21 protein-coding genes, 1 rRNA gene and 1 riboswitch are annotated in these 23,620 nt (G+C 69.6%); of the genes, 7 read left to right on the top strand and 15 right to left on the bottom strand.

All coding sequences use genetic code 11. The annotated features are described in order from the left end of the window. Window positions 1-922: LysR family transcriptional regulator (locus ACWD5Q_RS32815; RefSeq protein WP_451430722.1), on the top strand; the 922-nt coding region annotated here is incomplete at its 5' end. 136 nt (window positions 923-1,058) lie between these two features. Here ACWD5Q_RS32815 and ACWD5Q_RS32810 read toward each other — a convergent pair. Beyond that, on the bottom strand, window positions 1,059-1,457 hold the full coding sequence (locus ACWD5Q_RS32810) for a VOC family protein (RefSeq protein WP_451430721.1): 399 nt from the start codon (window positions 1,455-1,457) through the stop codon (window positions 1,059-1,061). Window positions 1,458-1,551: 94 nt separating this feature from the next. Between ACWD5Q_RS32810 and ACWD5Q_RS32805 the strand changes: the two genes are divergently transcribed. The 3 genes from ACWD5Q_RS32805 to ACWD5Q_RS32795 all read left to right on the top strand — a co-directional run bounded on the left by ACWD5Q_RS32805 (window position 1,552) and on the right by ACWD5Q_RS32795 (window position 4,671). Next, entirely contained in the window at window positions 1,552-2,541 is a 990-nt protein-coding gene (locus ACWD5Q_RS32805; protein WP_451430720.1) for a helix-turn-helix transcriptional regulator, read from the top strand. 278 nt (window positions 2,542-2,819) lie between these two features. Then, window positions 2,820-3,491 (top strand): class I SAM-dependent methyltransferase, encoded by a 672-nt coding sequence (locus ACWD5Q_RS32800; protein ID WP_451430719.1) that lies wholly within the window; start codon window positions 2,820-2,822, stop codon window positions 3,489-3,491. Between the two features lie 370 nt (window positions 3,492-3,861). After that, on the top strand, window positions 3,862-4,671 hold the full coding sequence (locus tag ACWD5Q_RS32795) for a PhzF family phenazine biosynthesis protein (RefSeq protein ID WP_451430718.1): 810 nt from the start codon (window positions 3,862-3,864) through the stop codon (window positions 4,669-4,671). A gap of 58 nt (window positions 4,672-4,729) precedes the next feature. On the opposite strand, the gene ACWD5Q_RS32790 is transcribed toward ACWD5Q_RS32795, so the two are convergent. Next, complete coding sequence (locus tag ACWD5Q_RS32790; RefSeq protein ID WP_451430717.1) at window positions 4,730-5,530, bottom strand: CPBP family intramembrane glutamic endopeptidase; 801 nt, start codon at window positions 5,528-5,530, stop codon at window positions 4,730-4,732. 250 nt (window positions 5,531-5,780) lie between these two features. Further along, window positions 5,781-7,298 carry a glutamate-cysteine ligase family protein gene (locus ACWD5Q_RS32785; RefSeq protein ID WP_451430716.1) on the bottom strand — a complete coding sequence of 506 codons (1,518 nt, stop codon included), beginning with the start codon at window positions 7,296-7,298 and terminating at the stop codon, window positions 5,781-5,783. 543 nt (window positions 7,299-7,841) lie between these two features. Here ACWD5Q_RS32785 and ACWD5Q_RS32780 point away from each other — a divergent pair. Then, the gene (locus ACWD5Q_RS32780) at window positions 7,842-8,426 is read left to right on the top strand and encodes a hypothetical protein (RefSeq protein WP_451430715.1); all 585 of its coding nucleotides are present in this window, start codon (window positions 7,842-7,844) and stop codon (window positions 8,424-8,426) included. Between the two features lie 398 nt (window positions 8,427-8,824). Then, entirely contained in the window at window positions 8,825-9,031 is a 207-nt protein-coding gene (locus tag ACWD5Q_RS32775) for a DUF5999 family protein (RefSeq protein WP_451430714.1), read from the top strand. Window positions 9,032-9,150: 119 nt separating this feature from the next. On the opposite strand, the gene gcvP is transcribed toward ACWD5Q_RS32775, so the two are convergent. After that, window positions 9,151-12,036, bottom strand: a complete 2,886-nt coding sequence (gene gcvP / locus ACWD5Q_RS32770) for an aminomethyl-transferring glycine dehydrogenase (RefSeq protein ID WP_451430713.1) — start codon at window positions 12,034-12,036, stop codon at window positions 9,151-9,153. Window positions 12,037-12,213: 177 nt separating this feature from the next. Further along, window positions 12,214-12,309, bottom strand: a riboswitch (glycine riboswitch). A 114-nt stretch (window positions 12,310-12,423) separates the two neighbouring features. Between gcvP and ACWD5Q_RS32765 the strand changes: the two genes are divergently transcribed. Continuing rightward, complete coding sequence (locus ACWD5Q_RS32765) at window positions 12,424-12,795, top strand: PRC-barrel domain-containing protein (protein ID WP_451430712.1); 372 nt, start codon at window positions 12,424-12,426, stop codon at window positions 12,793-12,795. Between the two features lie 169 nt (window positions 12,796-12,964). Here ACWD5Q_RS32765 and ACWD5Q_RS32760 read toward each other — a convergent pair whose 3' ends face one another. From ACWD5Q_RS32760 to rrf, 11 genes are all read right to left on the bottom strand, one after another. After that, the gene (locus ACWD5Q_RS32760; RefSeq protein WP_451430711.1) at window positions 12,965-14,395 is read right to left on the bottom strand and encodes a DNA polymerase IV; all 1,431 of its coding nucleotides are present in this window, start codon (window positions 14,393-14,395) and stop codon (window positions 12,965-12,967) included. Between the two features lie 54 nt (window positions 14,396-14,449). After that, a complete protein-coding gene (locus tag ACWD5Q_RS32755; protein WP_451430710.1) occupies window positions 14,450-15,115 on the bottom strand; it encodes a MerR family transcriptional regulator in 666 nt (221 codons plus the stop codon). A gap of 381 nt (window positions 15,116-15,496) precedes the next feature. Then, a complete protein-coding gene (locus ACWD5Q_RS32750; protein WP_004002801.1) occupies window positions 15,497-15,970 on the bottom strand; it encodes a bifunctional nuclease family protein in 474 nt (157 codons plus the stop codon). Window positions 15,971-16,054: 84 nt separating this feature from the next. Then, entirely contained in the window at window positions 16,055-16,810 is a 756-nt protein-coding gene (gene ftsR / locus ACWD5Q_RS32745; RefSeq protein ID WP_451430709.1) for a transcriptional regulator FtsR, read from the bottom strand. Window positions 16,811-16,854: 44 nt separating this feature from the next. Continuing rightward, complete coding sequence (locus ACWD5Q_RS32740; RefSeq protein ID WP_451430708.1) at window positions 16,855-17,727, bottom strand: FHA domain-containing protein; 873 nt, start codon at window positions 17,725-17,727, stop codon at window positions 16,855-16,857. Window positions 17,728-17,788: 61 nt separating this feature from the next. Beyond that, on the bottom strand, window positions 17,789-18,835 hold the full coding sequence (locus ACWD5Q_RS32735; protein WP_451430707.1) for a DUF881 domain-containing protein: 1,047 nt from the start codon (window positions 18,833-18,835) through the stop codon (window positions 17,789-17,791). A gap of 5 nt (window positions 18,836-18,840) precedes the next feature. After that, window positions 18,841-19,173, bottom strand: coding sequence for a small basic family protein (locus tag ACWD5Q_RS32730; protein WP_019708255.1), 333 nt, complete (start codon window positions 19,171-19,173; stop codon window positions 18,841-18,843). Next, a complete protein-coding gene (locus tag ACWD5Q_RS32725) occupies window positions 19,170-20,000 on the bottom strand; it encodes a DUF881 domain-containing protein (RefSeq protein ID WP_451430706.1) in 831 nt (276 codons plus the stop codon). Before ACWD5Q_RS32725 ends, ACWD5Q_RS32730 begins: the two co-directional genes overlap by 4 nt. Window positions 20,001-20,166: 166 nt before the next feature. Beyond that, on the bottom strand, window positions 20,167-22,662 hold the full coding sequence (locus tag ACWD5Q_RS32720) for a sugar phosphate nucleotidyltransferase (RefSeq protein WP_451430705.1): 2,496 nt from the start codon (window positions 22,660-22,662) through the stop codon (window positions 20,167-20,169). Window positions 22,663-22,776: 114 nt separating this feature from the next. Then, window positions 22,777-23,385, bottom strand: coding sequence for a CDP-alcohol phosphatidyltransferase family protein (locus ACWD5Q_RS32715; RefSeq protein ID WP_451430704.1), 609 nt, complete (start codon window positions 23,383-23,385; stop codon window positions 22,777-22,779). Window positions 23,386-23,528: 143 nt separating this feature from the next. Continuing rightward, window positions 23,529-23,620 (bottom strand): 5S ribosomal RNA (gene rrf / locus ACWD5Q_RS32710); the annotation flags it as partial.

Genomic DNA, 23,620 nt, shown 5'->3' with positions numbered 1-23,620 from the left:
AAGATCCTGGCCACCTGGACCGGCGCCTGCTCGATATGCGGCCAACCCGCCCCCACTCCCGAACCCCACCACAGGACCTAACAAAGCCCTACTAGAGATCGTACTGCTGCGGTCGTTCGTCACCGCTGTGCGGGCGGGCAGCATCAGCCGCGCCGCAAGCGCGCTGGGGCAGAGCCAGCCCGCGCTCAGCCAGCAGTTGCGCAAGCTTGAGAGCACCGTCGGCAGCCCCCTGCTCCTCCGGTCCACGACCGGCGTCTCGCCGACCCGCGCGGGTGACGAACTCCTGCCCTACGCGGAGCGCATCCTCTCGCTCTCCGCGCAGGCACTCACCGAAGCCGGCCGCACACTGACCGGCCACTGCGGCGTCGGGTTGCTCGAAGACCTCGCCGCGTCCCAGCTTCCGCAGGCCCTCGCCGACCTCGCCCGGCTGCATCCAGGCGCGACGCTTGAGGTGCTCAGCCTCTCCGGCGACGCGAGGCGCGAGGCGTACGACGCGGGACGCGTCCAACTCGTGCTCGACGAGGCGGCGGACGTTCCCGGCCGGCCGCGCTGGACGGTGCGCCGACCGCTGGTCTGGGCGGTCGGCCAGGGTGTGGACGTGGCTGCCGATCCGCTGCCGGTGGTGCTGTTCTCGGGCCCGTGCACATGGCGTGCGTCGGTGCTGGAAGGGCTGGAAGGTGCCGACCGCCGCTGGCGGGTGGCGTTCGAGAGCAACAGTCTCGTCGGTGTGCTCGCCGCGGTGCGGGCCGGGCTCGGCGTTACGGCGGTGCTGCCCGGGAATCTCGAACCGGCCATGGCGTGCCACGACGCGGACGCCCTGCCCAGCCTGCCGGACATCGAACTCGGCCTGGCCAGGCACCCGCGGACCGAAGGCGATCCGCTGGTCGATGCCGTGGAGACCGCGCTACGACGCATGGTCTGAGCGGCGCCGCCCTCTGCCCGTCGAGTGCCGCTCGAATCTGACCGAACCACTCGGTGTCCAACCGCCGCCCGTCGGCGTTGTCCGGTGGACAGAACGTGTCGCTTGGACTGGCCCCGCCCGGGCGGCCGCGCTGTCGTCAGCGAGCGAACTTCTCGATGGCCACAGGCGTGACAGGGGTGAAGAAGTTGACGAGGTTGCCGTCAGGATCACGGAGCAGGAGCGACCGGTTGCCCCAGGGCATCGTGGTGGGCTCGGTCACGAAGTCGGCGACGAAATCGGCCAGGTTCTGGTACACGCCGTCCACGTCGGCGACGAGGAACTCGATGATCACGGTGCTGTTGTCGGCCGGACGGGCGGAGCCGGGCGCGAACAGTGCCACGGTGCGGCTGCTGCCGATCGCGAGGGTCGCGCTGGCGGTCCGCAGCTCGGCGAAGTCCTCGGTGGACCAGTCCGCCCGCACTCCGATGGCTCGCTCGTAGAAGTCGACGAGGCGCGCGACATCTCCTGTGATGATCCGGGTCGAAACGAAGTCCACGGTGCTCTCCTCAGGTTGGTGAAGCCGTTGCACCTCGGACGCTAGAGCAAATAGTGGACAGAATCGGTCCGGTATCAACGCTAAGCTCGTGAACATGGCTCGACCTACCAGCCGCGTGCTCACCCTCCTGGAACTCCTGCAGTCGGGCGGCATCAGAACGATGGCCGAACTCGCCGACCGGCTCGGCGTCGACGGGCGCACCGTGCGGCGGTACGTGAACCACCTGGTCGACCTCGACATCCCCGTCGAGGCGGTCCGTGGCCGCTACGGCGGGTACCGGCTCGCCCCCGGGTATCGCCTTCCTCCGCTCATGCTCAACGACGACGAGGCGCTCGCCGTGCTGCTCGGCCTCGTCGCCGGCCGCAGGACGGGGTTGCTGACGGCGACCGAGACCGCGGGCGAGACGGCAGCGGCCAAGATCCGCCGGGCACTGCCCGAGCCGCTGGCCCGTCGGCTCGACGCCGTCATGGAATCCCTCGCCTTCACGGCTCCGCCCGGCGAGTTGGCCACCCCTGAGACGGGGGTCCTGCTCGCCATTGCCGATGCGGTACGCCATCGCCGCCCGATCTCGATCAGGTACACCGCCCGAGACGGCCGACGAAGCGAACGCACGCTACACCCGTACGGGATCGTCACCCATTCGGGCCGGTGGTACGTCACCGGCACCGATCCCGAGATCGGCCACGATCGGACTTTCCGGCTCAATCGCATCGAGGACGCGAGGACGCTGCCAGGCTCATTCGAGCCGCCCGCTGAACTCGATCCGGCACAGCGCGTCGTGTCAGGGCTCGCCAAGGCCGCGTACCGGCATGAAGTGACCCTGCGGATCCATGGGACGGTCGGACAGATCCGCACCCGACTCCCAGCCAGCGTTGCGAGCGTGGAGGCGCCCGCGCCCGCGGAAGGAACAGATCCGCACACCGAGCGCTGGCTCCATGTCGAATTGAGAGCAGAGCGGCTCGACTGGTTGCCTCCCGTACTCGCCTCGCTCGACCGGCCGTTCGTCATCGAGCGACCGGACGAACTCCGAGACCTCGTCATCGCGCTCGCCGACCGGCTCACCACCTCTGCCCGCCAAGCCTGACGTCGCTCTCTCCTGCGAGAATCCCCGCTGCGGCTTCCCAAGCCACTTGGCCCCCGGTCCGCACGCGCCGGGCACCGGGACATCAGGAACGGACCAGACCAACTGAGACAAAACGCGATCTCCAGGCTTCCGGGACCAGTTCGCTCGAGACTTTCGGCGGTCCGGTATCTCAATTGATCTGGTCGCCGCAGGTCACGGCTCTGGATCCGGACCAGATCATGTGAGACGGGACAGATGGCTCACCCGACCGGGGTGGGCCCTCCTCTACAGTCGTCGGCATGACTCAGCTCCCCTACCTCGCCGCCGTCCGCGAGTCGTACGACACCGTCGCCACCGCCTACGCGGAACTCGTCAAGTCCCCGGCGGAGCTGGACCCGTTGTCACGCGCCATGCTGGCCACGTTCGCCCAAATCGTGCGGGCGGCCGACCTCGGGGGGCCGGTCGCGGACCTGGGATGCGGGCCCGGCAAGGTCACGGCGCATCTGTCAGGCCTGGGGCTGCCCGCGTTCGGCGTCGACCTGTCCCCGAAAATGATCGAACTGGCCCGGCTGGCCTACCCGAGCCTGAACTTCACCGTGGGCTCGATGACCGCGCTGGCGATCCGGGACAACCAGCTCGGCGGCATCCTGGCCTACTACTCCACCCATCACACGCCACCGGAGCTGCTGCCCACCGTGTTCGCCGAATTCCATCGCACGCTCGCACCCGGCGGCCATCTGATGATGGCCGGCTACGTGGGGGACGATGTGTGTCTGCGTCCGACGCAAGCCTATGGAGGCCATCCGGTGTCCTTCGCCTCCCACCTGCAACCGCCGGACCGACTCGCCGCGCTGTTGGAGCAGGCCGGACTCGTCGTCACCGCGAAGCTGCTGCAGGCGCCGGACGGCGGAGTGAAGAGGACGATCGCCACTTTTCTGGCCCGGAAACCCGAACATCCCTTGACGCCCTAGCCCGACGGACCTGGTCCACGCGTCTCACCCGATCACGTCCCGGCAGGTGAGCGGCATGGCCGACGACTGCCGCGTCGTTGCGACAGGGACGGTCCAGCCACTCCGGATCGGCCTTGGCCCGGCCCGTCCGGCGGAGTCTAGTGCCCCGACAGGCAACGTTCACCCCGTCGCGACGCCCGGCACGCTCCCCCAAGCTCTTCGAGCAGGGGGTACCCCCTCTCGCCGCACCGCCCGAAAGCCCAAGTACATCCAGTACGAGGTCTTCCGGCCGGCACTCCCCCAGCCTTCGGCCGGGGGGACCCCCAGAGCACGCACCGGACGCCGCTCCTTAACGGGCAAACGTTGCCTGCCGCGGCACTAGTGTCGGCCCATGCGGATTCGAATCGTCGACGCCTTCACCGACCGCCCCTTCGCCGGCAACCCGGCCGGTGTCCTCCTCCTCGACACGTTTCCGGAGGACGACTGGCTCCAGAGCGTGGCCCGCGAGGTCAACCACGCCGAGACCGCGTTCGCCCACCGTCTGCCCGACGGCGGCGAGGCCGACTGGGCGCTGCGCTGGTTCACGCCCGCCACCGAGGTCGCCCTGTGCGGCCACGCGACCCTCGCCACCGCCCATGTGCTGCACACCACGGGCGCCCACGAGGGCCCCGTGCGCTTCGCCACCCGCAGTGGGGTACTGAGCGCCGCGCCGCACGAGGACGGCTCCGTCACCCTGGACTTCCCCACCGCTCCCCTCACCCGTGCCGAGATCCCCGAGGGGCTCGCCGACGCCCTCGGCGCCGAGCTCCGCACCGCGTTCGACACCGGCCCCGGCGTCGGCGACCTGATCGTCGAGCTCGCCGACGAGAAGACCGTGCTCGGCCTCACCCCCGACCACAGGGCGCTCGGACGCCACTCCGAGCGAGGCGTCATCGCGACCGCCCGCGCCGAGGACCCCTCCCGGGGGTACGACTTCGTCTCGCGCTGCTTCTTCCCGAACGTCGGCATCGACGAGGACCCGGTCACCGGCAGCGCCCACACCGCCCTGGCCCCCTACTGGTCCGAGCGCCTCGGCCGCCCGGACCTCGTCGGTCTGCAGGCCTCGCCGCGGTCGGGCCGCGTCCGCACCGCGCTGCGCGGCGACCGCACCCTGCTCACCGGCCGTGCGGTCACCGTGATCGAGGGCGAACTGCTCGGCTGAGGCCACCCGCGCGGCCAAGCGGCAAGGGGCGTGCGCCCCTTGCCGCCGATGTCACCCCTCACGCCGTGGGCAGCCAGCCCACCTTCCCCGCGAGCAGCGCGTACCCGACGAACGCCCCGATGTCGAGCAGCGAGTGGGCCACCACCAGCGGCCCGACCCGGCCCCAGCGCCGGTACAGGTAGACGAAGACCACGCCCATCACCATGTTGCCCAGGAAGCCGCCGATGCCCTGGTAGAGGTGGTAGGAGCCGCGCAGCACCGAGCTGGCCACCAGAGCCGTGCCAGGGGTCCAGCCCAACTGGCCGAGCCGGCGCAGCAGATAGCCGACGACGATGACCTCCTCCAGGACCGCGTTCTGCACCGCCGACAGGAGGAGTACCGGAAACTTCCACCACACGTCGGGCAGCGCCTCCGGCACCACCGTGAGGTTGGCGCCGGAGCCCCGGGCGGCCAGGTAGAACGCGATGCCGGTGGAACCGATCACCGCGGCGATCAGCGCCCCGCGCCCGAGGTCCGGCCACGGCCGCGTGCGGTCGAAGCCGAGCGTACGCAGCGACGTGTCCTCGCGCATCAGGAAGTGCGCGACGAGCGCGACCGGCACGAGTGCCGTGGTGATGCCGAAGAGCTGCCAGGCGAGATCGAGCCAGGGGCGGCCTGGTGCGGCCGAGGCGTTGAGGGTCGCCGCCTGGTCCTTGAGACCTCCCGGCTTGGTGACCGAGCCGACAAAGCTGATCAGTGCGGACACCCCGCTCGCGCCGAGCGACAACGCCAGCACCAGCAGCGCCTCGTCACGGAGCATCCGTCGCGTCGGCTGCTTCGCCGGAAAAGATTCGGCCACCGACCCTGCCTCCACCTGCACTCCCGCCTCCTGTTGAGCAATGAGCGATCCCGCCACGTTCCATCTTCGCCCGGTTACGAGATCGTGTGTGACAGGCCGCGGAGGCGGACGCCGCACGGAACGGGAACGCCGCACGGAACGCGGACGCCGCACGGAACGGGAACGCCGCACGGAACGCGGACGCCGCACGGAACGGGAACGCCGCACGGAACGCGGACGCCGCACGGAACGCCACCAAAGGAAAGGGCACGACAAGGGCGGAAGGCGCCGCTCAGCCCAGCAGCACCGGTTCCGTTAACCCGACCGGCCAGGTGTGCACCGGCTCGCCCCCGTGCATCAGCTCGCCGTACCGCCGGGTCGTGGCGGCCAGCGCGGCGTCCCGGTCGAGTCCCCGCTCCAGGGCCCGGTGGAAGGTGGCCGCCTGCCAGGTCGCGCCGTTGGCCCGCAGCCGGCACCGCTCCTCGATCACACCGAGGTACAGGTCCCGGTCGGCCGGCTCCACACCCCACGCGTCGAGCCCCGCCGCGGCGAGCGGCAGCAGTTCGTCGCGCACCAGGTCCACGGCCTCCACCTCGGCGATCCCGCCGTACCGCCCGCGCCGCGGCCACCGCAGCCGTGCCTCGATGCCGTGGCGGCAGGCATCGTCGAAGTTGGCGGCGGCGGCCTCGAACGGCAGCCGCGTCCACACCGGCCGCGCGTCCTCGGCGAGGGCGCGGACGACGCCGTAGTAGAAGGCCGCGTTGGCGATCACATCGACGACGGTGGGGCCGGCGGGCAGTACCCGGTTCTCCACCCGCAGGTGCGGGACGCCGTCGGCGATGCCGTACACCGGCCGGTTCCAGCGGTACACCGTGCCGTTGTGCAGGACGAGTTCGGCGAGCTTGGGTGTGCCGCCCTCGTCGAGCACGCCCAGGGGATCCTCGTCGTCGCAGATCGGCAGCAGCGGCGGGAAGTAGCGCAGATTCTCCTCGAACAGCTCGTAGGCCGACGTGATCCAGCGCTCCCCGAACCAGGTGCGCGGCCGTACCCCCTGTGCCTGCAGTTCGGGCGGCCGGGTGTCGGTGGACTGCTGGAACAGCGGCGGCCGGGACTCGCGCCACAGCTCACGTCCGAACAGGAAGGGCGAGTTGGCGCCGAGGGCGATCTGCACCGCCGCGACCGCCTGCGCCGCGTTCCACACGTCGGGAAAGCGCGCCGGGGTCACCTGGAGGTGCAACTGGACGGAGGTGCAGGCGGCTTCGGGCGCGATCGAGCGGGAGGTGCACACAAGCCGCTCCACCCCGTCGATGTCGAGAGTGAAGTCCTCGCCGCGGGCGGCCACGATCTGGTCGTTGAGCAGGGTGTACCGGTCGACGGCGGAGAGGTTGGAGGAGACCAGGTCGTCGCGGTCGAGCGTCGGCAGAATACCGATCATCACGATGCCGGCGTCGACCTCGTTCGCTTTCCGGTGGGCATAGGCGAGCGAGATGCGCAACTCTTCGGCAAGCCGGTCGAACACCCTGCCACCCAGCCGGTGTGGAGCTATGTTGACTTCCAGATTGAACATGGCGAGTTCTGTTTGAAAATCTCGGCTTGCAATCCTTTCCAGCACTTGAGCATTCATCATTCTCGGCATGCCGTCCGGTCCGGCGAGATTCAATTCGATCTCCAGACCCATGAGGTTCTTCGGGCGGTCGAACCTCTCCTCCTCCAGCAGTCGCGCGAGTCCCGTCAGACACCGCCTGAGCTTGTCGCGGTAGCGCTGACGATCGGAGAGGTCGAACGCCCCTGCCACGACCTTCTCTCCCATCGAGCACATCCCTCCTAGGATGGGCAGGCCGACGTACCGGCCGCTGCTGTCCTGGGTCACGGTGGATGATGCCCCGGCAACGCGATCGATAACGCCCCCGCGTACGGCCGCCACCCGCTAGGCTGGCGGGCAGCGGCTCCGGGCACATTCCCCCGGCATGCGCACGCAATCTCATGACGCAACCCCGACGTAAAAAACGTCGATGAGAATCGGCCGACCGCTACGGACGAGTAATCCGAGGTCACGCCTGGGAGGCCCCGCGCGATATCGGGACGAATCCCGCTAATCAGCGACCGGATATCCCCTTGTTCGTCATGTGCGGGACGACTAGCCGAAACATTGTATGAACACGCGTCGTATAAACTCGCCGGACGGGGCAGAGAGAGTCGGCGTGCACGGTCCTGGGCCTGTCGTCACAGCGCCTCCATTCGTCCGGGCGCAGTTCCCCCGCTCCTCTGACCCCCAGAGCTGACAGCGACGTCCGCCCGCCCTTCCCGCATCGCCCCCGCGCCACCGTGCCTGTCGAATGAGAGGCGACCCACCATGCTGCTGCATGTCCCCCCGGCACCCGCGCCCGCTCTCCGTTCCGTCCTCACGGCACTCGGTTCCCCCACCGCGGTCCAGGAGGCTCGTACTCCGTCCCTGCGAGCCGCCCAGGGACCCGTGACACCCGAACTCCCGCTGCCCGTGCACGTACTGGACCGGATCACTCCCACGGGCGAGTGGACCACCCGGCTCGCGGGGTGGCGCTTCCTCATGCGCTCCGGGGACCGCGCCGTCGCCGCCGCCGAGACCATGCTCACCCCTGACGGCTGGGCGTTCTCGCACTTCTTCGAAGGCCCCTACATCGCCGCCACCGAACGCGCCCTGCGCCAGGCGGAGTCGGTGACACAGCCCTACCAGGCCCGGCTGCTGTCCGTGCCGAAGCTGTACATGCTCACCCTGTGGCTGCACGGCGACTGCTCCGCCGACGGCGCGTCCGGCTCCCTGGCGGCGACCGATCTCCTGGTTCCGCTCGCCCCGGCCCCGCCCGGCATAGCGGCGCACCGCCCGCATCGCGCCGCCGACCTCCTGCCGGTGCTCACCCTGCGCATGACTCCGGCCCCGCTGCTCGGCTCGCCCGCCTAGGCACCAGCACCGTCCCCGACCCGTGCCCCGCCGCCGGAAACAGCCGCGGGGCACGTTCCGTGCGCGCGTCGAAACGCCCGCGTGCCCCTCGCTCGCACGTGCCCCACCGTGCTCGTACGAGAGACGAAGTGAGGGCCTGCCCGCCCTCACCAGCCCCTTCCGGCCATCGCAAACCGCCGGAAGAGACAGGGGAGTTGGGCCGAACCGTCCGCACGGGTGACGCGTCATGAACCTGTGAGAACCGGTACAGCGAAATGCCTGCGGATTGACGGCCGTGGGGCAACACTGGTCCCGGAACGTATCGCCAACGGGGGGCGGCCATGAACGACACGACGAGCCGCAGGACAGACACGACAGCCATCTCACCCGTCACGACAGAGCGAGAGATCCCATCCACCATGTGCCAGCACCAGCCACCGTGCCCGACCGCCGAATCCGCCGACCGGGAGTCCGCCCGTCTCGTGGCGCACCACCCGGAGCAGGGATGGAGCCTGCTGTGCAACGGCGTTCTGCTCTTCGAGGACACCGGTGAGCTTCTGCCCGACGGCCAGATCATCGCCCCGCACCGCCCGCTGGGCATCGACCGGGTGACGACGGCCGCCTGAGCGGCGCGCGCGGGGCAGACGCTGCCCCGCGCTACGAGGGGCACATACTGCCCCCGTGACACGAGGGGCCGGCCGGAGACATACGCTCCGCACCGGCCCCGACGCATATCCCGCGGCGATTACTCGTCGTAAGCGTCCAGCGGCGGGCAGGAGCAGACCAGGTTGCGGTCGCCGAAGGCCTGGTCGATGCGGCGCACCGGCGGCCAGTACTTGTCCGCGGCCGACACGCCGGCCGGGAAGACGGCCTCCTCACGCGTGTACGCGTGCTCCCACGTGCCGCCGAGCGCCGCCGCGGTGTGCGGGGCGCCCCGCAGCGGGTTGTCCTCGGCGGGCCACTGCCCCGAGCCGACCTTCTCGATCTCGGCACGGATGGCGATCATCGCGTCGCAGAACCGGTCGAGTTCGGCGAGGTCCTCGGACTCGGTCGGCTCGATCATCAGCGTGCCTGCCACCGGGAACGACATGGTCGGTGCGTGGAAGCCGTAGTCGATCAGCCGCTTGGCGACGTCGTCGACGCTCACACCGGTCGCCTTGGTCAGCGGGCGCAGGTCGATGATGCACTCGTGCGCGACCAGGCCGCCCGGGCCGGTGTAGAGGACGGGGTAGTGCGGCTCCAGGCGCTTGGCGACGTAGTTGGCGGAGAGCACCGCCACCTGCGTGGCCCGCTTGAGGCCCTCCCCGCCCATGAGCCGGACGTACGCCCACGAGATCGGCAGGATGCCCGCCGAGCCCCACGGGGCGGCCGAGATCGGGCCGACGCCCGTCTCCGGACCGGCCGCGGGCTGCAGCGGGTGGTTCGGCAGGTACGGCGCCAGGTGCGCCCGCACACCGACCGGGCCGACGCCGGGGCCGCCGCCGCCGTGCGGGATGCAGAACGTCTTGTGCAGGTTGAGGTGCGAGACGTCGCCGCCGAAGTGGCCGGGCTTGGCGAGGCCGACCAGGGCGTTGAGGTTGGCACCGTCGACGTACACCTGGCCTCCGGCCTCGTGCACGGCGGCGCAGATGTCGGCGACGTGCTCCTCGAACACACCGTGCGTAGACGGGTAGGTGATCATCAGCACGGCCAGCTCGTCGCGGTACTTCTCGATCTTGGCGCGCAGGTCCTCGACATCGATCTCGCCGTCCTCCGCGGTCTTCACGACGACGACGTTCATACCGGCCATGACGGCGCTGGCGGCGTTCGTGCCGTGCGCGGAGGACGGGATGAGGCACACGGTGCGCTGGTCATCGCCGTTGGCGCGGTGGTAGCCGCGCACTGCGAGCAGACCGGCCAGCTCACCCTGCGAACCGGCGTTGGGCTGGAGGGAGACCTTGTCGTAGCCGGTGACCTCGGCGAGCCGCTCCTCCAGCTCACGGATGAGCGTGAGGTAGCCCTGTACCTGCTCGGCGGGCGCGAAGGGGTGCAGCTGCCCGAACTCGGGCCAGGTCACCGGCTCCATCTCGGTGGTCGCGTTCAGCTTCATGGTGCAGGAGCCCAGCGGGATCATGCCCCGGTCGAGCGCGTAGTCGCGGTCGGCCAGCCGGCGCAGGTAGCGCAGCATCGCGGTCTCGGAACGGTGCTGGTGGAAGACCACGTGCGTGAGGTAGTCGTCGGTGCGCAGCAGCGTCTGCGGCAGCGCGTCCTCGGCCGTCGTATCCAGCGCCGCGACATCGCCCTCGACGCCGAACGCGGTCCAGACGGCTCCGAGCTGGGCCCGGCCGGTCGTCTCGTCACAGGCGATCGACACATGGTCGGCGTCGACGAGGCGCAGGTTCACACTCCGCTCGCGGGCGGCGGTGACGACCGCGTCGGCCCGGCCCGGCACCCGCACGGTGAGAGTGTCGAAGTAGGAACCGTGGACGACCTCGACTCCGCCTGCGGTGAGTCCCGCGGCGAGGATCGCGGCGTACCGGTGCGTGCGTCGCGCGATGGTCCGCAGGCCCTCGGGCCCGTGGTAGACGGCGTACATCCCGGCCATCACCGCGAGCAGCACCTGGGCGGTGCAGATGTTGCTGGTCGCCTTCTCCCGGCGGATGTGCTGCTCCCGCGTCTGCAGCGCCAGCCGGTACGCCTTGTGTCCGTCCGCGTCCACGGAGACGCCGACGAGCCGTCCCGGCAGGCTCCGGGCGAACTTCTCCTGCACGGCCATGTAGCCGGCGTGCGGGCCGCCGAAGCCCATCGGCACACCGAAGCGCTGGGTGGTGCCGACGGCGATGTCGGCGCCCAGCTCGCCGGGCGAGGTCAGCAGCGTGAGCGCGAGCAGGTCGGCGGCGACGGTGACGAGCGCGCCCAGCTCGTGGGCCTGCTCGATGACCGGCCTGATGTCGCGTACGGCACCGGAGGCGCCCGGGTACTGGATCAGTACGCCGTTGATCTCCCGCCCGGCGACCTCGGCCGGGATGCCGTCGCCGAGGTCGGCGACGACGACCTCGACGCCGGTGGGCTCGGCACGGGTCTGGATCACGGCGATCGTCTGCGGCAGCGCGTCCGCGTCGACCAGGAACAGGCCCTTCTTGTTCTTGCCCATGCGCCGGGACAGCGCCATCGCCTCGGCGGCTGCCGTGCCCTCGTCGAGCAGGGAGGCACCGGAGGTCGGCAGGCCGGTGAGGTCGGCGACCATGGTCTGGAAGTTCAGCAGCGCCTCGAGCCGGCCCTGCGAGATCTCCGGCTGGTAGGGGGTGTACGCGGTGTACCAGGCCGGGTTCTCCATCACGTTCCGGAGGATCACCGGCGGCGTGAAGGTGCCGTGGTATCCGAGACCGATCATGGAGTCGAGGACCTGGTTGCGGCCGGCGAGCGAGCGCAGCTCGGCCAGCACCTCGGCCTCGGTGCGCGCGCCCGGCAGGTCGAGGGCATCGGCGTTCTTGATCACATCCGGGACCGCGGCGGCCGTGAGTTCGTCGAGCGAGCCGTAGCCGACCTGCGCGAGCATCTTGGCCCGCGCTTCCTGGTCGGGCCCGATGTGGCGCTGCTCGAAGGGCGTTCCCTGTTCGAGCTCGGAGAGCGGAATGCGATGGGCGGTCATTGCGGAGGCCTCCTGGTCTGACGCGACCTTCGAGGGGCACCCCGGCGCGGGTACCCCGACGGCCTCCCCCTCTGTCATCTCGACCTGAGAGCTTCACCGGTCCGCCCGAAGGCGCTCCGGTTTTCACCGTCGGTGAGAGCGGGAGCCGTCGACACCCGCCCTGCTTTCCAGAGTGACCTCGTCCGTGCGGTACGTGTGCCTGAGAGATTCCGGGGAGGGTTTGCTCCTTCGGCGCCTCCGGATCGCTCCGGAGGACTCTCCCGCACGGGGTCAGCAGCCGCTTGCCAGACTACCAGCGGGGACCACCAGGCAACCTTCGAGTGGCCGTCGTGCTGAATGTGCTCTTTTGTAGTGCTGACGGATGTGTTGCGACCAGTTGGAGGGACCGTGCAGACCGATATCGATCCGCGGAATCTGATCGGCCGCAAGGCGTTCGACCGCAATGGGGTCAAGATCGGCACGATCGACGAGGTCTATCTCGACGACGCGACCGGGGTGCCGGAGTGGGCTGCCATACGGACAGGTCTGTTCAGCAGGGACGCGTTCGTGCCGCTGGAGCCCAGCCGACTGGTCGAGGGCACGCTCTACGTGCCCTTCGAACGTGCGCTGATCAAGGAGGCACCCGACTTCGGCGTCGGACGGCACCTCTCGCCCGAACAGGAGCTGCAGCTCTACCACCACTACGGCCTCGATGTGGCCCCGCCGCCCGCGCCGCCGGACCGCGACTTCGGGCGGCTCGCGAAGCCCGAGGGGACCTGAGAGCGGGCCTCCCCCGCGCGTCGATGGGCCGTGGGACCGTGCCGGCCCCACGCTGCTCTACGGCCTTGTCACGGCCCCGTCCCGGCCCGCGGCGTCCTCCCGCCCCGCTGCTCACCGCCACCGTTCAGATCCCGGACGCCGCCATGCTCCACGGACCGTCGGCGCGCCCTCACGCCCCGCTGCCCGCCCGCGTCTCGGCCGCCTCGGGTCCTGCCTCGGCGGGCCCGAGGCTCTCTTCGGCGGCCTCGGGCCTTGGTGGCACCAGGGGCAGCGGGTCCGTCGGCTCCAGCCCTGGGTCGTCGGTGCGGAACGTACGCACGCGCCCCGGCCCCGAGTCGGGCGTCTCGAACCGTATCGTCACCCTGCCCAGCCCACTGCCCTGCACCCAGCCGTGCCCGTGGTCGATGTGCCGCACGTCCTGCCCCGCGCGCCAGACCGGCTCGGCCGGTGCCGTCGGCTCCTCCTCGACGGGCTCGGCGGCGGCCTCCTCCTCCGGACGCTCCTCGGCCACCGCCTCCCCGGCCGCCAGGTGTGCCTGGGCGAACAGGTCCTCCTGCGTGTAGTCGGCGAGCCCGCTGACGCCGACGCCGAGCAGCCGGACCCCGCCGGTGGTGTCCACGGACTCCAGCAGCCGCGCGGCCGCCTCGCGTACCACCGCGGGGTCGTCCGTGGGGCCGCGCAGGGTCTCGGAGCGGGTCAGGGTCGAGAAGTCGTACCTGCGTACCTTCAGCACAATGGTCCTTCCCGACAGCCGGGCGTCCCGCAGCCGTCGCACACAACGGTCCGCGAGCCGCTGCACCTCCAGTCCGACCCGGACCCGGTCGTGGATGTCGACGTCATACGTGTCTTCGACCGAGACCGACTTGGCCTCCCGCTCCGCCACGACGGGCCGCTCGTCCCGGGCCAGGGCCATGGCGTACAGCGCCTGCCCATGAGCCTTGCCCAGCAGCCTGACCAGCTCGTCCTCGCCCGCCTCGGCGATCTCGTCGACCGTGGTGATCCCGGCCCGCCGCAGATGGTCCCCGGTAGCGGGCCCGACCCCCGGCAGCGTGCGCACCGACAGGGGGCCGAGCAGGGCCCGCTCGGTGCCCGGCGGGATCAGCACCAGGCCGTCCGGCTTGGCCTGCTCGGAGGCGATCTTGGCGAGCATCTTGGAGGCGGCGAGTCCCACCGAGCCCGTCAGACCCGTGACCGACCGGATGTCCGCGCGCAGCCTGACCCCCACGAGCCGCGCCGACTCCTCGTCCCAGGCGGCTCCCCCGGCCTCCAGGTCCACGAACGCCTCATCGAGGCTCAACGGCTCCACCAGCGGCGACAGGGCCCTCAGCAGCCCCATGACCTGCTCGCTGATCTGCCGGTAGAGCCCGAAGCGCGGCGTCAGATACGCGGCGTTCGGCGCGAGCCGGCGCGCCTGGGCCATCGGCATCGCCGAGTGCACCCCGAACACACGGGCCTCGTACGACGCCGTCGCCACCACCCCGCGGGGCCCGAGCCCGCCCACGACGACGGCCTTCCCGCGCAGGCTCGGCTTGGCTGCCTGCTCCGCCGAGGCGTAGAAGGCATCCATGTCGAGATGCAGGATCGTGGGCGCGGTTCTCACATCTCCGATGCTGCCCTACGCCACTGACAATGCCACCGGTCGTCGCGGCGCGTCTCAGACGGCCCGATTACGGCGCCGCGCCAACTCGTCCGCCGGATTGTGGCCGACGAGGGTCTCCCCGGTGTCGACCCGCTCCCCGTGCAGCTGCGACAGCGCGTTCTCCACATCCCGCCACACGACGCCCACGGCGATGCCGAAGATGCCCTGTCCGCCCTGGAGCAGCGCGTGGACCTCGTCCGGTGAGGTGCACTCGTAGACCGTCGCGCCGTCACTCATCAGGGTCATCCGCTCCAGGTCGCGGAAACCGCGCTCCCTGAGGTGCTGGACGGCGGTGCGGATGTTCTGCAGGGACACACCGGTGTCGAGGAAGCGCTTGACGATCTTGAGTACGACGACATCGCGGAAGCTGTACAGTCGCTGGGTCCCCGACCCGGAGGCGGGGCGCACGCTCGGTTCGACGAGTCCCGTCCTGGCCCAGTAGTCCAGCTGCCGGTAGGTGATGCCCGCGGCGGCGCACGCCGTGGGGCCGCGATAGCCGACGCTCTCGGAATCCGTTTCCGCGTCGCCCGGTACGGCGGTCGGCCGCTGAGGGGCCGCGTCGCTGTGCTGGGGGTATCCCCCGCTCGAACGGAACCGAGAGCTCGGGGGAGGGTACGGACCGCTCTCTCCCAGACTGCGTCCGGGAGCCCCCCCTGCCGTACCGCCGCCGCTGCTTCTCACGCCGACCTCCGTCCTTGACCTGCCTTCTCGACGGTAGGCAGTCACCAGGGGTGCGTCAACGATCGCCACACTCGGCACGCCGAGTGATAATCACCCTAGGAGTGGTTTCCCCTGCACCACCGCGGGGAAAGGCTAGCCGAATGCTCTGGCGGCGCATCGTGAGACGTCGTACAGGCCCTCGACGGGGATCTCGCGGATGACGCGTGCCCGGATCCGGCTTCACGGCTCCTGACCGAGCGGCCGGCTTCACGGCGAGCCGCCTCGGTCCGGTCCCGTAAGCGACCACCGAGCCCGGGCGCCCGGTCACCCAGGGGCGCCGTGCGTACGACGCAGCCGCCCCTCGGCCCACCATCCCGTCCGACACACCCCGCAGGGACACCGTCACTGGCTGCTCGTACCGAAGTCCTCCGGAGAGATCTGGTCGAGGAACTCGCGGAACTTCTCGACCTCGTCCTCCTGCTCGTCCGGGATCGCGATACCCGCGTCATCCAGCACCCCATCGCTGCCGTAGATCGGCGTCCCGGTGCGCAGGGCCAGCGCTATGGCATCGGAGGGGCGGGCGCTCACCTCGACGCCGCTGGCAAAAACCAGCTCGGCATAGAAGACGCCTTCACGCAGATCCGTGATGCGTACTTCCGTGAGCTCCTGGCCGACGGCTTCCAGCACGTCCTTGAACAGGTCGTGCGTCAGCGGTCTCGCGGGGGCCATACCCTGCTGGGCGAATGCGATCGCCGTCGCCTCCCCGGGGCCGATCCAGATGGGGAGGTAGCGATCGCCTCCCACTTCACGCAGGAGCACGATCGGTTGGTTGGAGGGCATCTCGACCCGGACACCTACGACATCGAGCTCGTTCACACAGCAACCCTAGGCCGTGGTCGGGATGTTTGGGTAGTCGGGCACAGAAGGGCGGGCCGATCCGCCGACGGCGAACCCTCCGGTTCAGGGCAGCCGCACGCCCAGAGCGGACTGCACCAGCGCCGCGTGCAGCTTCACCGCCAGCCCGGCCAGCTCCTTCGTACGGGCTTCGGCGTGCGCCCTGGTCTGCGGATTGCGGTGGCGCCGCAACGGAGCGACCACCTGGTCCACCAGGCCCGCCTCGCGGTCCGCGGCAGCCTTCATCACCCGCAGATGGCGCGGCTCGATGCCGTGCCCGCCCAGTTCAGCCAGCAGAGTGGCCACCGTAACGGCCTCGGCGTCGTACATCCCCTCCGCATAGGGCGTGACCAGGCCGTATGACTCCCACTCCGCGAGCTGCTCGGCGCTGATCCCGGCGGCCGTCATCAGTGCGTCGCGGCCGATCCGCGCGGCCGGAGCGGCCTCCGGATCGCCCAGGAGGTCCCCCAGCAGCTCCCCGTCCCCGGTGTCACGCGGACGGCCCAGGGACGGCAATCGCACCTCTTCGCCCCGCTCCAGGGCATCCAGGTGCTCGCGGATGACCTTGAGCGGCAGATAGTGGTCCCGCTGCATCCTCAGCACGTGACCGAGGCGCTCGACGTCACGCACGCTGAACTTGCGATACCCCGAGGGGGTGCGCTGCGGCTCGATGAGCCCCTCCGACTCCAGGAAGCGGATCTTGGAGACGGTGACTTCGGGGAATTCCTCGCGCAGCACGTTCAGCACGGTGCCGATGCTCATCAGCCCGCTGTCCGGGGCGGCGGTGCCGCTGTCGGCACCGCCGCTCGGTGTGTGAAGCATGGGACCTTCCCTGGGGGTCCCCCCGGACAGAGTCCGGGGGAGGGTCAGACGCCCCGCTGGTTGGCGTAGAAGACCAGCCGGTACTTGCCGATCTGCACCTCGTCGCCGTTGTGGAGCAGGACCTGGTCGATGCGCTCACGGTTGACGTACGTACCGTTCAGGCTGCCGACGTCGGCGACCGAGAACGATCCGTCCGGGCCCCGGCGGAACTCCACATGGCGGCGCGAGACCGTCACATCGTCCAGGAAGATGTCGCTCTGAGGATGACGCCCCGCCGTGGTCAGGTCGCTGTCCAGCAGGAAGCGGCTTCCCGAGTTGGGGCCGCGGCGCACCACCAGCAGCGCCGAGCCGAACGGCAGCGCGTCGACCGCCGCCTGCGCCTCCGGGGAGAGCGTGGGCACGGCCGTCTGGCCGGTCACCTCCGCGTCGTATGCCTCCAGACCGGAAATGGAGATCGTGGACGTGGTCTCGGACGCGCGCTCCGGAACCGCCCCGGGCCGAAGCGGAGCGCCGCAGTTGGAGCAGAAGCGGCTGTTCGCCGCGTTGCGGTAGCCGCACCTCGGACACACCAGGGCGGGCATGCCCCCGACACCTATGGGGCCGGACGCGCCAGGGTCAACAGACGGCGCGCCCTGGCCTCCGGAAATGTCACCACCCGGACCAGTGAGCTGGTCCCGGAACAGCGGGCGCTGGCCCTCCGCGTCTTGCGGCCGTGCGCGATGACGGGCGGACGCGTTGTCGCTGCCCTCTCGCGCGCTCTTGCCGAACAACTTCGCAAACAACTTCACGGGCGATTCCCCTTGACCGAAACAGACCCGCCCGTGGGGCAGGACGAACCCTGACTGCATACACCGGCTGACCCGGACATCCTGACAACGTCCGTGTCCACCAGACAGTTTCCACCACGCACCACTCATTCGGTGCGCCGACCCCCCGCAACCTGATGCCCTCGCCGGACGGGCTCCATGCACCCCCGGTTCACTGGGAGGACGACCGAGCGTAGTCAGGCTCCTTCACCGCACGCAAGGCGTCGACGACGATCTTCGTCGAACGCTCCACGGTGACCGTGGCCTGCTCTTTCTCGAGGGTCTGCACCACACCTCCCGGGATGTTGAGCGCCGGCTCCAGGTCCTGCGGTTTGCCGATGACCTTGAAACGATAGGGCCGGGTGATCTTGTTCCCGTCGACGCTCACGCTCTTCCCGGAATCCGACAGATACGTGCCGGCGACGACCCGTACGCCGTTCACCTCGATGGCCTCCGCACCGGCCGCGCGCAGCTCCTGGATCGCGTCGAGCAGCATGTCCGCCTGGACCGTTCCCTTCGCGTCCCCGATGGTCATCGTGATCCCGGGTCCCTGCGCCGCGACCGTGCCCGCAAGGATGCCGAGTTGCTTCTCCTTCTCGGCGGTCTGCTTGCGGGCCTCCTCGGCGCGGTCCGAGCTGTTCTCCAACTCGGTCCGTTGATCTTCGAGACCCTGCTTCTCGTCCTGAAGACGCTGCGTACGGTTGTCCAGTTCATCGAGGATGCGCACAAGATCTTCCTGGCGCGCACCGCGCAGGGCGCTGCTTCCGTCGCTGTTGGAGGCGACCTGTACGGCCAGGCCGAAACCCAGGCCGAACAGCAGGAGCGCGACGATGAGTTGGGCCCGGGTGACCCGCCGCGGCCACAGCCCCTTCACCAGTCGCTGACGACCGGTCAGTGCGGCCTCGGGATCATCGGCCTCCTCGGGTGCCCGCACGCTCCCGGGAACCGGTGCGGGGACCTCCTGCGGAAGTTCCCTGCGCAGCCGGTGCTCGGGCCCAGGACCCCGGTCATGCTTGGCGTGCTGGTCGTGCCTGGGACCCCGCACTTGCTTGTACTGCAGCCCGTGCCCATGGCCCCGTACATGCTTGTGGTGCTGCTCGTGCTCGGGGCTCCGCTCGCGGCCGTGGTCCTGCTCGTGCCCGTGGTCCTGCTCGTGCCCGTGGTCCTGCTCAGGCCTGTGGTCCTGCTCAGGCCTGGGGTTCGCGTCGTCGTTGCTCATCGGCCTCACGCCCGGAACACATGCCGGCGGATCGCCGCGGCGTTGGAGAAGATCCGGATTCCGAGGACGACCACGACACCGGTCGACAGCTGCGCGCCGACGCCCAACTTGTCGCCGAGGAACACGATCAGCGCCGCCACCACCACGTTCGACAGGAACGACACGACGAACACCTTGTCGTCGAAGATGCCGTCGAGCATGGCCCGCAGCCCGCCGAACACGGCGTCCAGCGCCGCCACGACGGCGATCGGGAGATAGGGCTCGACGACCGCTGGAACCTCGGGCCGGACCAGCAGGCCGACCACGACTCCGACGACGAGGCCCAGTACGGCGATCACGATGTGCCCTTCCCTGTGCTCTGTTGTGCTGTACGTACGATCACACTTGGTGCGGCGGGCAGCCGGACGTCGGCCTCGGTGGAAATGGCTGTCCGGATCCCGTAGTTCTGCTGCAGCGCATGCAGGTACAGCCCGTCGGCGCTGTTCTGGAACCTGGTGCTGAGCCGCTGGCCGTCCCCCACCGCGAGCACCGTGTACGGCGGCACCAACGGCCTGTTGTCGACCAGTATCGCGTCCCCCGCTGCCCTGATCGCCGACAGGGCCGTCAGCCGCTGTCCGTTGATCGCGATCGCCTCGGCCCCCGACTCCCACAGCCCGTTGACGACGCGCTGCATGTCGCGGTCGCGTACGCGCCCGGTGTCGGAGAAGCCCGAGGTCTCACGGGGATTGCCGTTACCGCCCGTGGTGGCTTCCTTGGCGTCGTTCACGACGAGCTTCACACCGGGGCCGTGCACGGCGACGGCACCCGACAGGATTCCCACCAGGTCGCTTCCGCCGCCGTGACTCTTCAGGGCCGCACGCTGCCGCGCGCTCACGTCGTCTCGCAGGTGGTCGACCGTGGCCTCGAGCTTGTCCGCGGCCGCGGTCTCCCGCTCGATGCGGTCGATCAGCTCCTGATGCTCCTTGGCGACCGTCGGGGCCGCTATACGGGCCTGTGCGGCGCCCACGGTCACCACGAGGGCGGCGAGCACGAGCCCAACCGCGAGGCCGAGTCTGGCACGCACCGTCCTGGGCATACCGCCGGCGCCCTCGGCCTTCTTCCGGGCGTCGGCCTCGGCGTATCCGTCGTCGAGGCTGTGGTCCATGACGTTGGTGAGCAACGACATGGACGCGTCCGGACGCGGGAGGCGCGCGACTGTGCTCCGAACGGGGGGCGGCTGCGGCATGCCGCACATCGTCGCACGTCGCGCGCGATACCTCCGAATGGCCCCACCGGCGTGCCGGACAGGCCCCCTTGGGGACACTTGTCCGGCACGCGCGCGTGGGGGCGTTTTACCGGCCGGCGCTGTCCACGACCGCCGCCCACTCGTCCAGCAGGGCCTGCGCGGAAGCGTCGTCGGGACCCTCGGCCCACAGATGTGTGACGGCCTCGGCGGGGTCGGGCAGCACCAGTACCCACCGCCCGTCCGCCTCCACGACCCGCACGCCGTCGGTCGTGTCGACGAAGCGGTCGCCGGCCGCCTCCACGACCCGGCGCATCACGAGCCCCTTGACGGCCCACGGAGTCGCGAGATCACGCTTGAGGACGTGCGCCCGCGGAATCCGCGCGTCGATCTGGCTGAGCGTGAGCTGTGTGCGCGCCACCAGCCCGATGAGCCGTACGAAGGCCGCCGTCCCGTCGAAGACGCTGCTGGACTCCGGGACGATGAACCCACCGCGACCGTCCCCGCCGAAGATGGTCGACTCGTCCCGTCCCACGCGCGTGAGGTCGTCGGGCGAGGTGGTGGTCCACTCGACCTGCGTCCCGTGGTAGGCCGCCACCTGCTCGGCGATCCTCGTGGTGGTCACGGGCAGCGCCACTCGCCCGCTGCGCCGCTCGGCCGCCACCAGGTCGAGCATGACCAGCAGCGCCCGGTCGTCCTCGACGATCCTGCCCTTCTCGTCGACCAGCGACAGCCGCTCACCCACGGGGTCGAACCGCACACCGAAGGCCGCCCGCGACGACGCCACGATCTCCCCGAGCCGTACGAGCCCCGACCGCCGCGTTTCGGCGGACTCCGTGGGCCGGGACTCGTCGAGACCCGGGTTGATCGTCAGCGAGTCCACGCCCAGCTTGCCGAGCAGACTGGGCAGGACGAGACCGGCGCTGCCGTTCGAAGCGTCCACCACAACCTTGAGGCCCGACTCGGCGATCCCGGAGGTGTCGACGCTCCGCAACAGCGAACCGGTGTACGAGTCGAAGACGCTGGACGGGAAGTGCAGGTCCCCGATCTCACCGGGGAAGGCCCGCCGGTACTCCTGTCGCGCGAACACCCGGTCCAGTTTCCGCTGACCGGCCTGCGACAGGTCGGCGCCCTGGCCGTCGAAGAACATGATGTCGACGGAGTCCGGCACCCCGGGAGACGTCCGGATCATGATGCCGCCGGCGCTGCCCCGCGCGGTCTGCTGCCGGGCGACGGGCAGCGGTACGTTCTCCAGGTCGCGTACGTCGATGGCGCTGGCCTGGAGCGCGGAGATGACGGCACGCTTCAGCGCACGCGCGCCGCGGGAGTGGTCACGAGCCGTGGTGACCGTGGACCCCTTCTTCAGTGTCGTCGCATAGGCGCCGGCCAGCCGAACCGCCAGCTCCGGGGTGATCTCGACGTTCAGGATTCCGGACACGCCACGGGCGCCGAACAGATGCGCCTGGCTCCGCGACTCCCAGATGACCGAGGTGTTGACGAACGCGCCCGCCTCGATGGTCTTGAACGGGTAGACCCGGACATTGCCCTGCACGATCGATTCTTCACCGATGAGGCATTCATCGCCGATGACGGCGCCGTCCTCGATCCGTGCCGCGCGCATGATGTCGGTGTTCTTTCCGACCACGCAGCCCCGCAGATTGCTGTGCTGGCCGATGTACACGTTGTCGTGGACAACGGCCCTGTGCAGAAACGCCCCGCTCTTGACGACGACGTTCGAGCCGACGACGGTGTGCTCCCTGATCTCGGCTCCGGCCTCGACCTTGGCGTAGTCACCGATGTAGAGCGGACCGCGCAGCACGGCGTCGGGGTGTACCTCCGCGCCCTCCGCCACCCAGACCCCGGGGGAGATCTCGAAGCCGTCGATCTCGACGTCGACCTTGCCTTCCAGGACGTCGGCCTGTGCCTTCACATAGCTCTCGTGGGTACCGACATCCTCCCAGTAGCCCTCGGCGACATAGCCGTAGATCGGCTTGCCCTCCTTCATCAGCTGAGGGAAGACGTCACCGGACCAGTCGACGGGAACATCCAGCTCGACGTAGTCGAAGACTTCGGGCTCCATGACATAGATGCCCGTGTTCACGGTGTCGGAGAAGACCTGGCCCCAGGTCGGCTTCTCGAGGAAGCGCTCGACCTTTCCCTCTTCGTCGACGATCGTGATGCCGAATTCCAGCGGATTGGGCACACGGGTCAGACAGACGGTGACCAGGGCACCCTTTTCCTTGTGGAAATTGATCAGATCGGTGAGGTCGAAGTCGGTCAGAGCATCACCAGAGATAACGAGGAAGGGTTCGTCCTTGAGTGCCTCTTCCGCGTTCTTGACGCTGCCGGCGGTACCGAGTGGCTTCTCCTCGTTGGCATATGTGAGCTCCATACCGAGCTCCTCGCCGTCACCGAAGTAGTTCTTGACCAGTGAGGCCAGGAATTGCACCGTGACAACGGTCTCGTGGAGCCCATGCCTTTTGAGCAGCCTCAGCACGTGCTCCATGATCGGGCGGTTGACCACCGGCAGGAGCGGCTTGGGCATGCTTGAGGTCATGGGGCGAAGGCGTGTGCCCTCGCCTCCGGCCATTACGACGGCCTTCATGTCGGAAGCGTCCTCCTCTAAGAGACGACGGTCCAGCCGACTTTCACCGGTTCAGATTGTCCCGCAGTTTCGCGGTGCGGGCCATCGATCTACCGGGGCCGCCAACCGGCGAGCTCAATCGGCCATGGCATCCGCTCGGACTAGGCGGCGGACCTGGACCACGTAGAGAACTCCTGCCCACCAATACAGCGTTGTACCCCACCCGGCGAACGCCCATCCGAAAATAGCAGCGAGTGACGCGATCCAACCACTTCCGTCACTGAGAAGCAGCAGCGGGAAGGCGTACATCAAGTTGAAGGTGGCGGCCTTCCCCAGGAAGTTCACCTGGGGCGGTGGATACCCGTGTCGCCTGAGGATGCCCACCATCACCAGCAGGACCAGCTCGCGCGCCACCAGCACCCCGGTCAGCCACAGGGGCAGGATTCCGCGCCAGGTGAGCCCGACCAGCGTCGACGCGATGTAGAGCCGGTCGGCCGCGGGGTCGAGGAGCCGGCCAAGGCTGCTGATCTGGTTCCAGCGCCGGGCGAGCTTGCCGTCCAGATAGTCGCTGACGCCGCTCAGCACGAGCACGAGCAGCGCCCAGCCGTCGCTTTTCGGCCCGCCGAACTCGGGCCTGAGGATCAGCCACAGGAAGACGGGCACGCCAACGAGACGCGCCATACTGAGGATGTTCGGGATGGTGAGGACCCGGTCTGTCTGGACGCGGGTCTCCTGGACCTCCACCCGGGGGCCTCCTGCGGAAACGAGCCAACGATGCCCCCTGACCTTACCCGCCTCGTTCACGTCGCGGTGCGGAGGGGTTGGTATTTCGTCCTGAACGCAGAAAACCCCCGTGCCGACTGGCACGGGGGTTTCCTCCACAATTAGTTCGGCGGCGTCCTACTCTCCCACAGGGTCCCCCCTGCAGTACCATCGGCGCTGTAAGGCTTAGCTTCCGGGTTCGAAATGTAACCGGGCG

The sequence above is a fragment of the Streptomyces sp. NPDC002513 genome, from assembly GCF_053595355.1.
The sequence above is the reverse complement of the archived record's forward strand: the minus strand, read 5'-3'. Positions and strand labels throughout refer to the sequence as shown.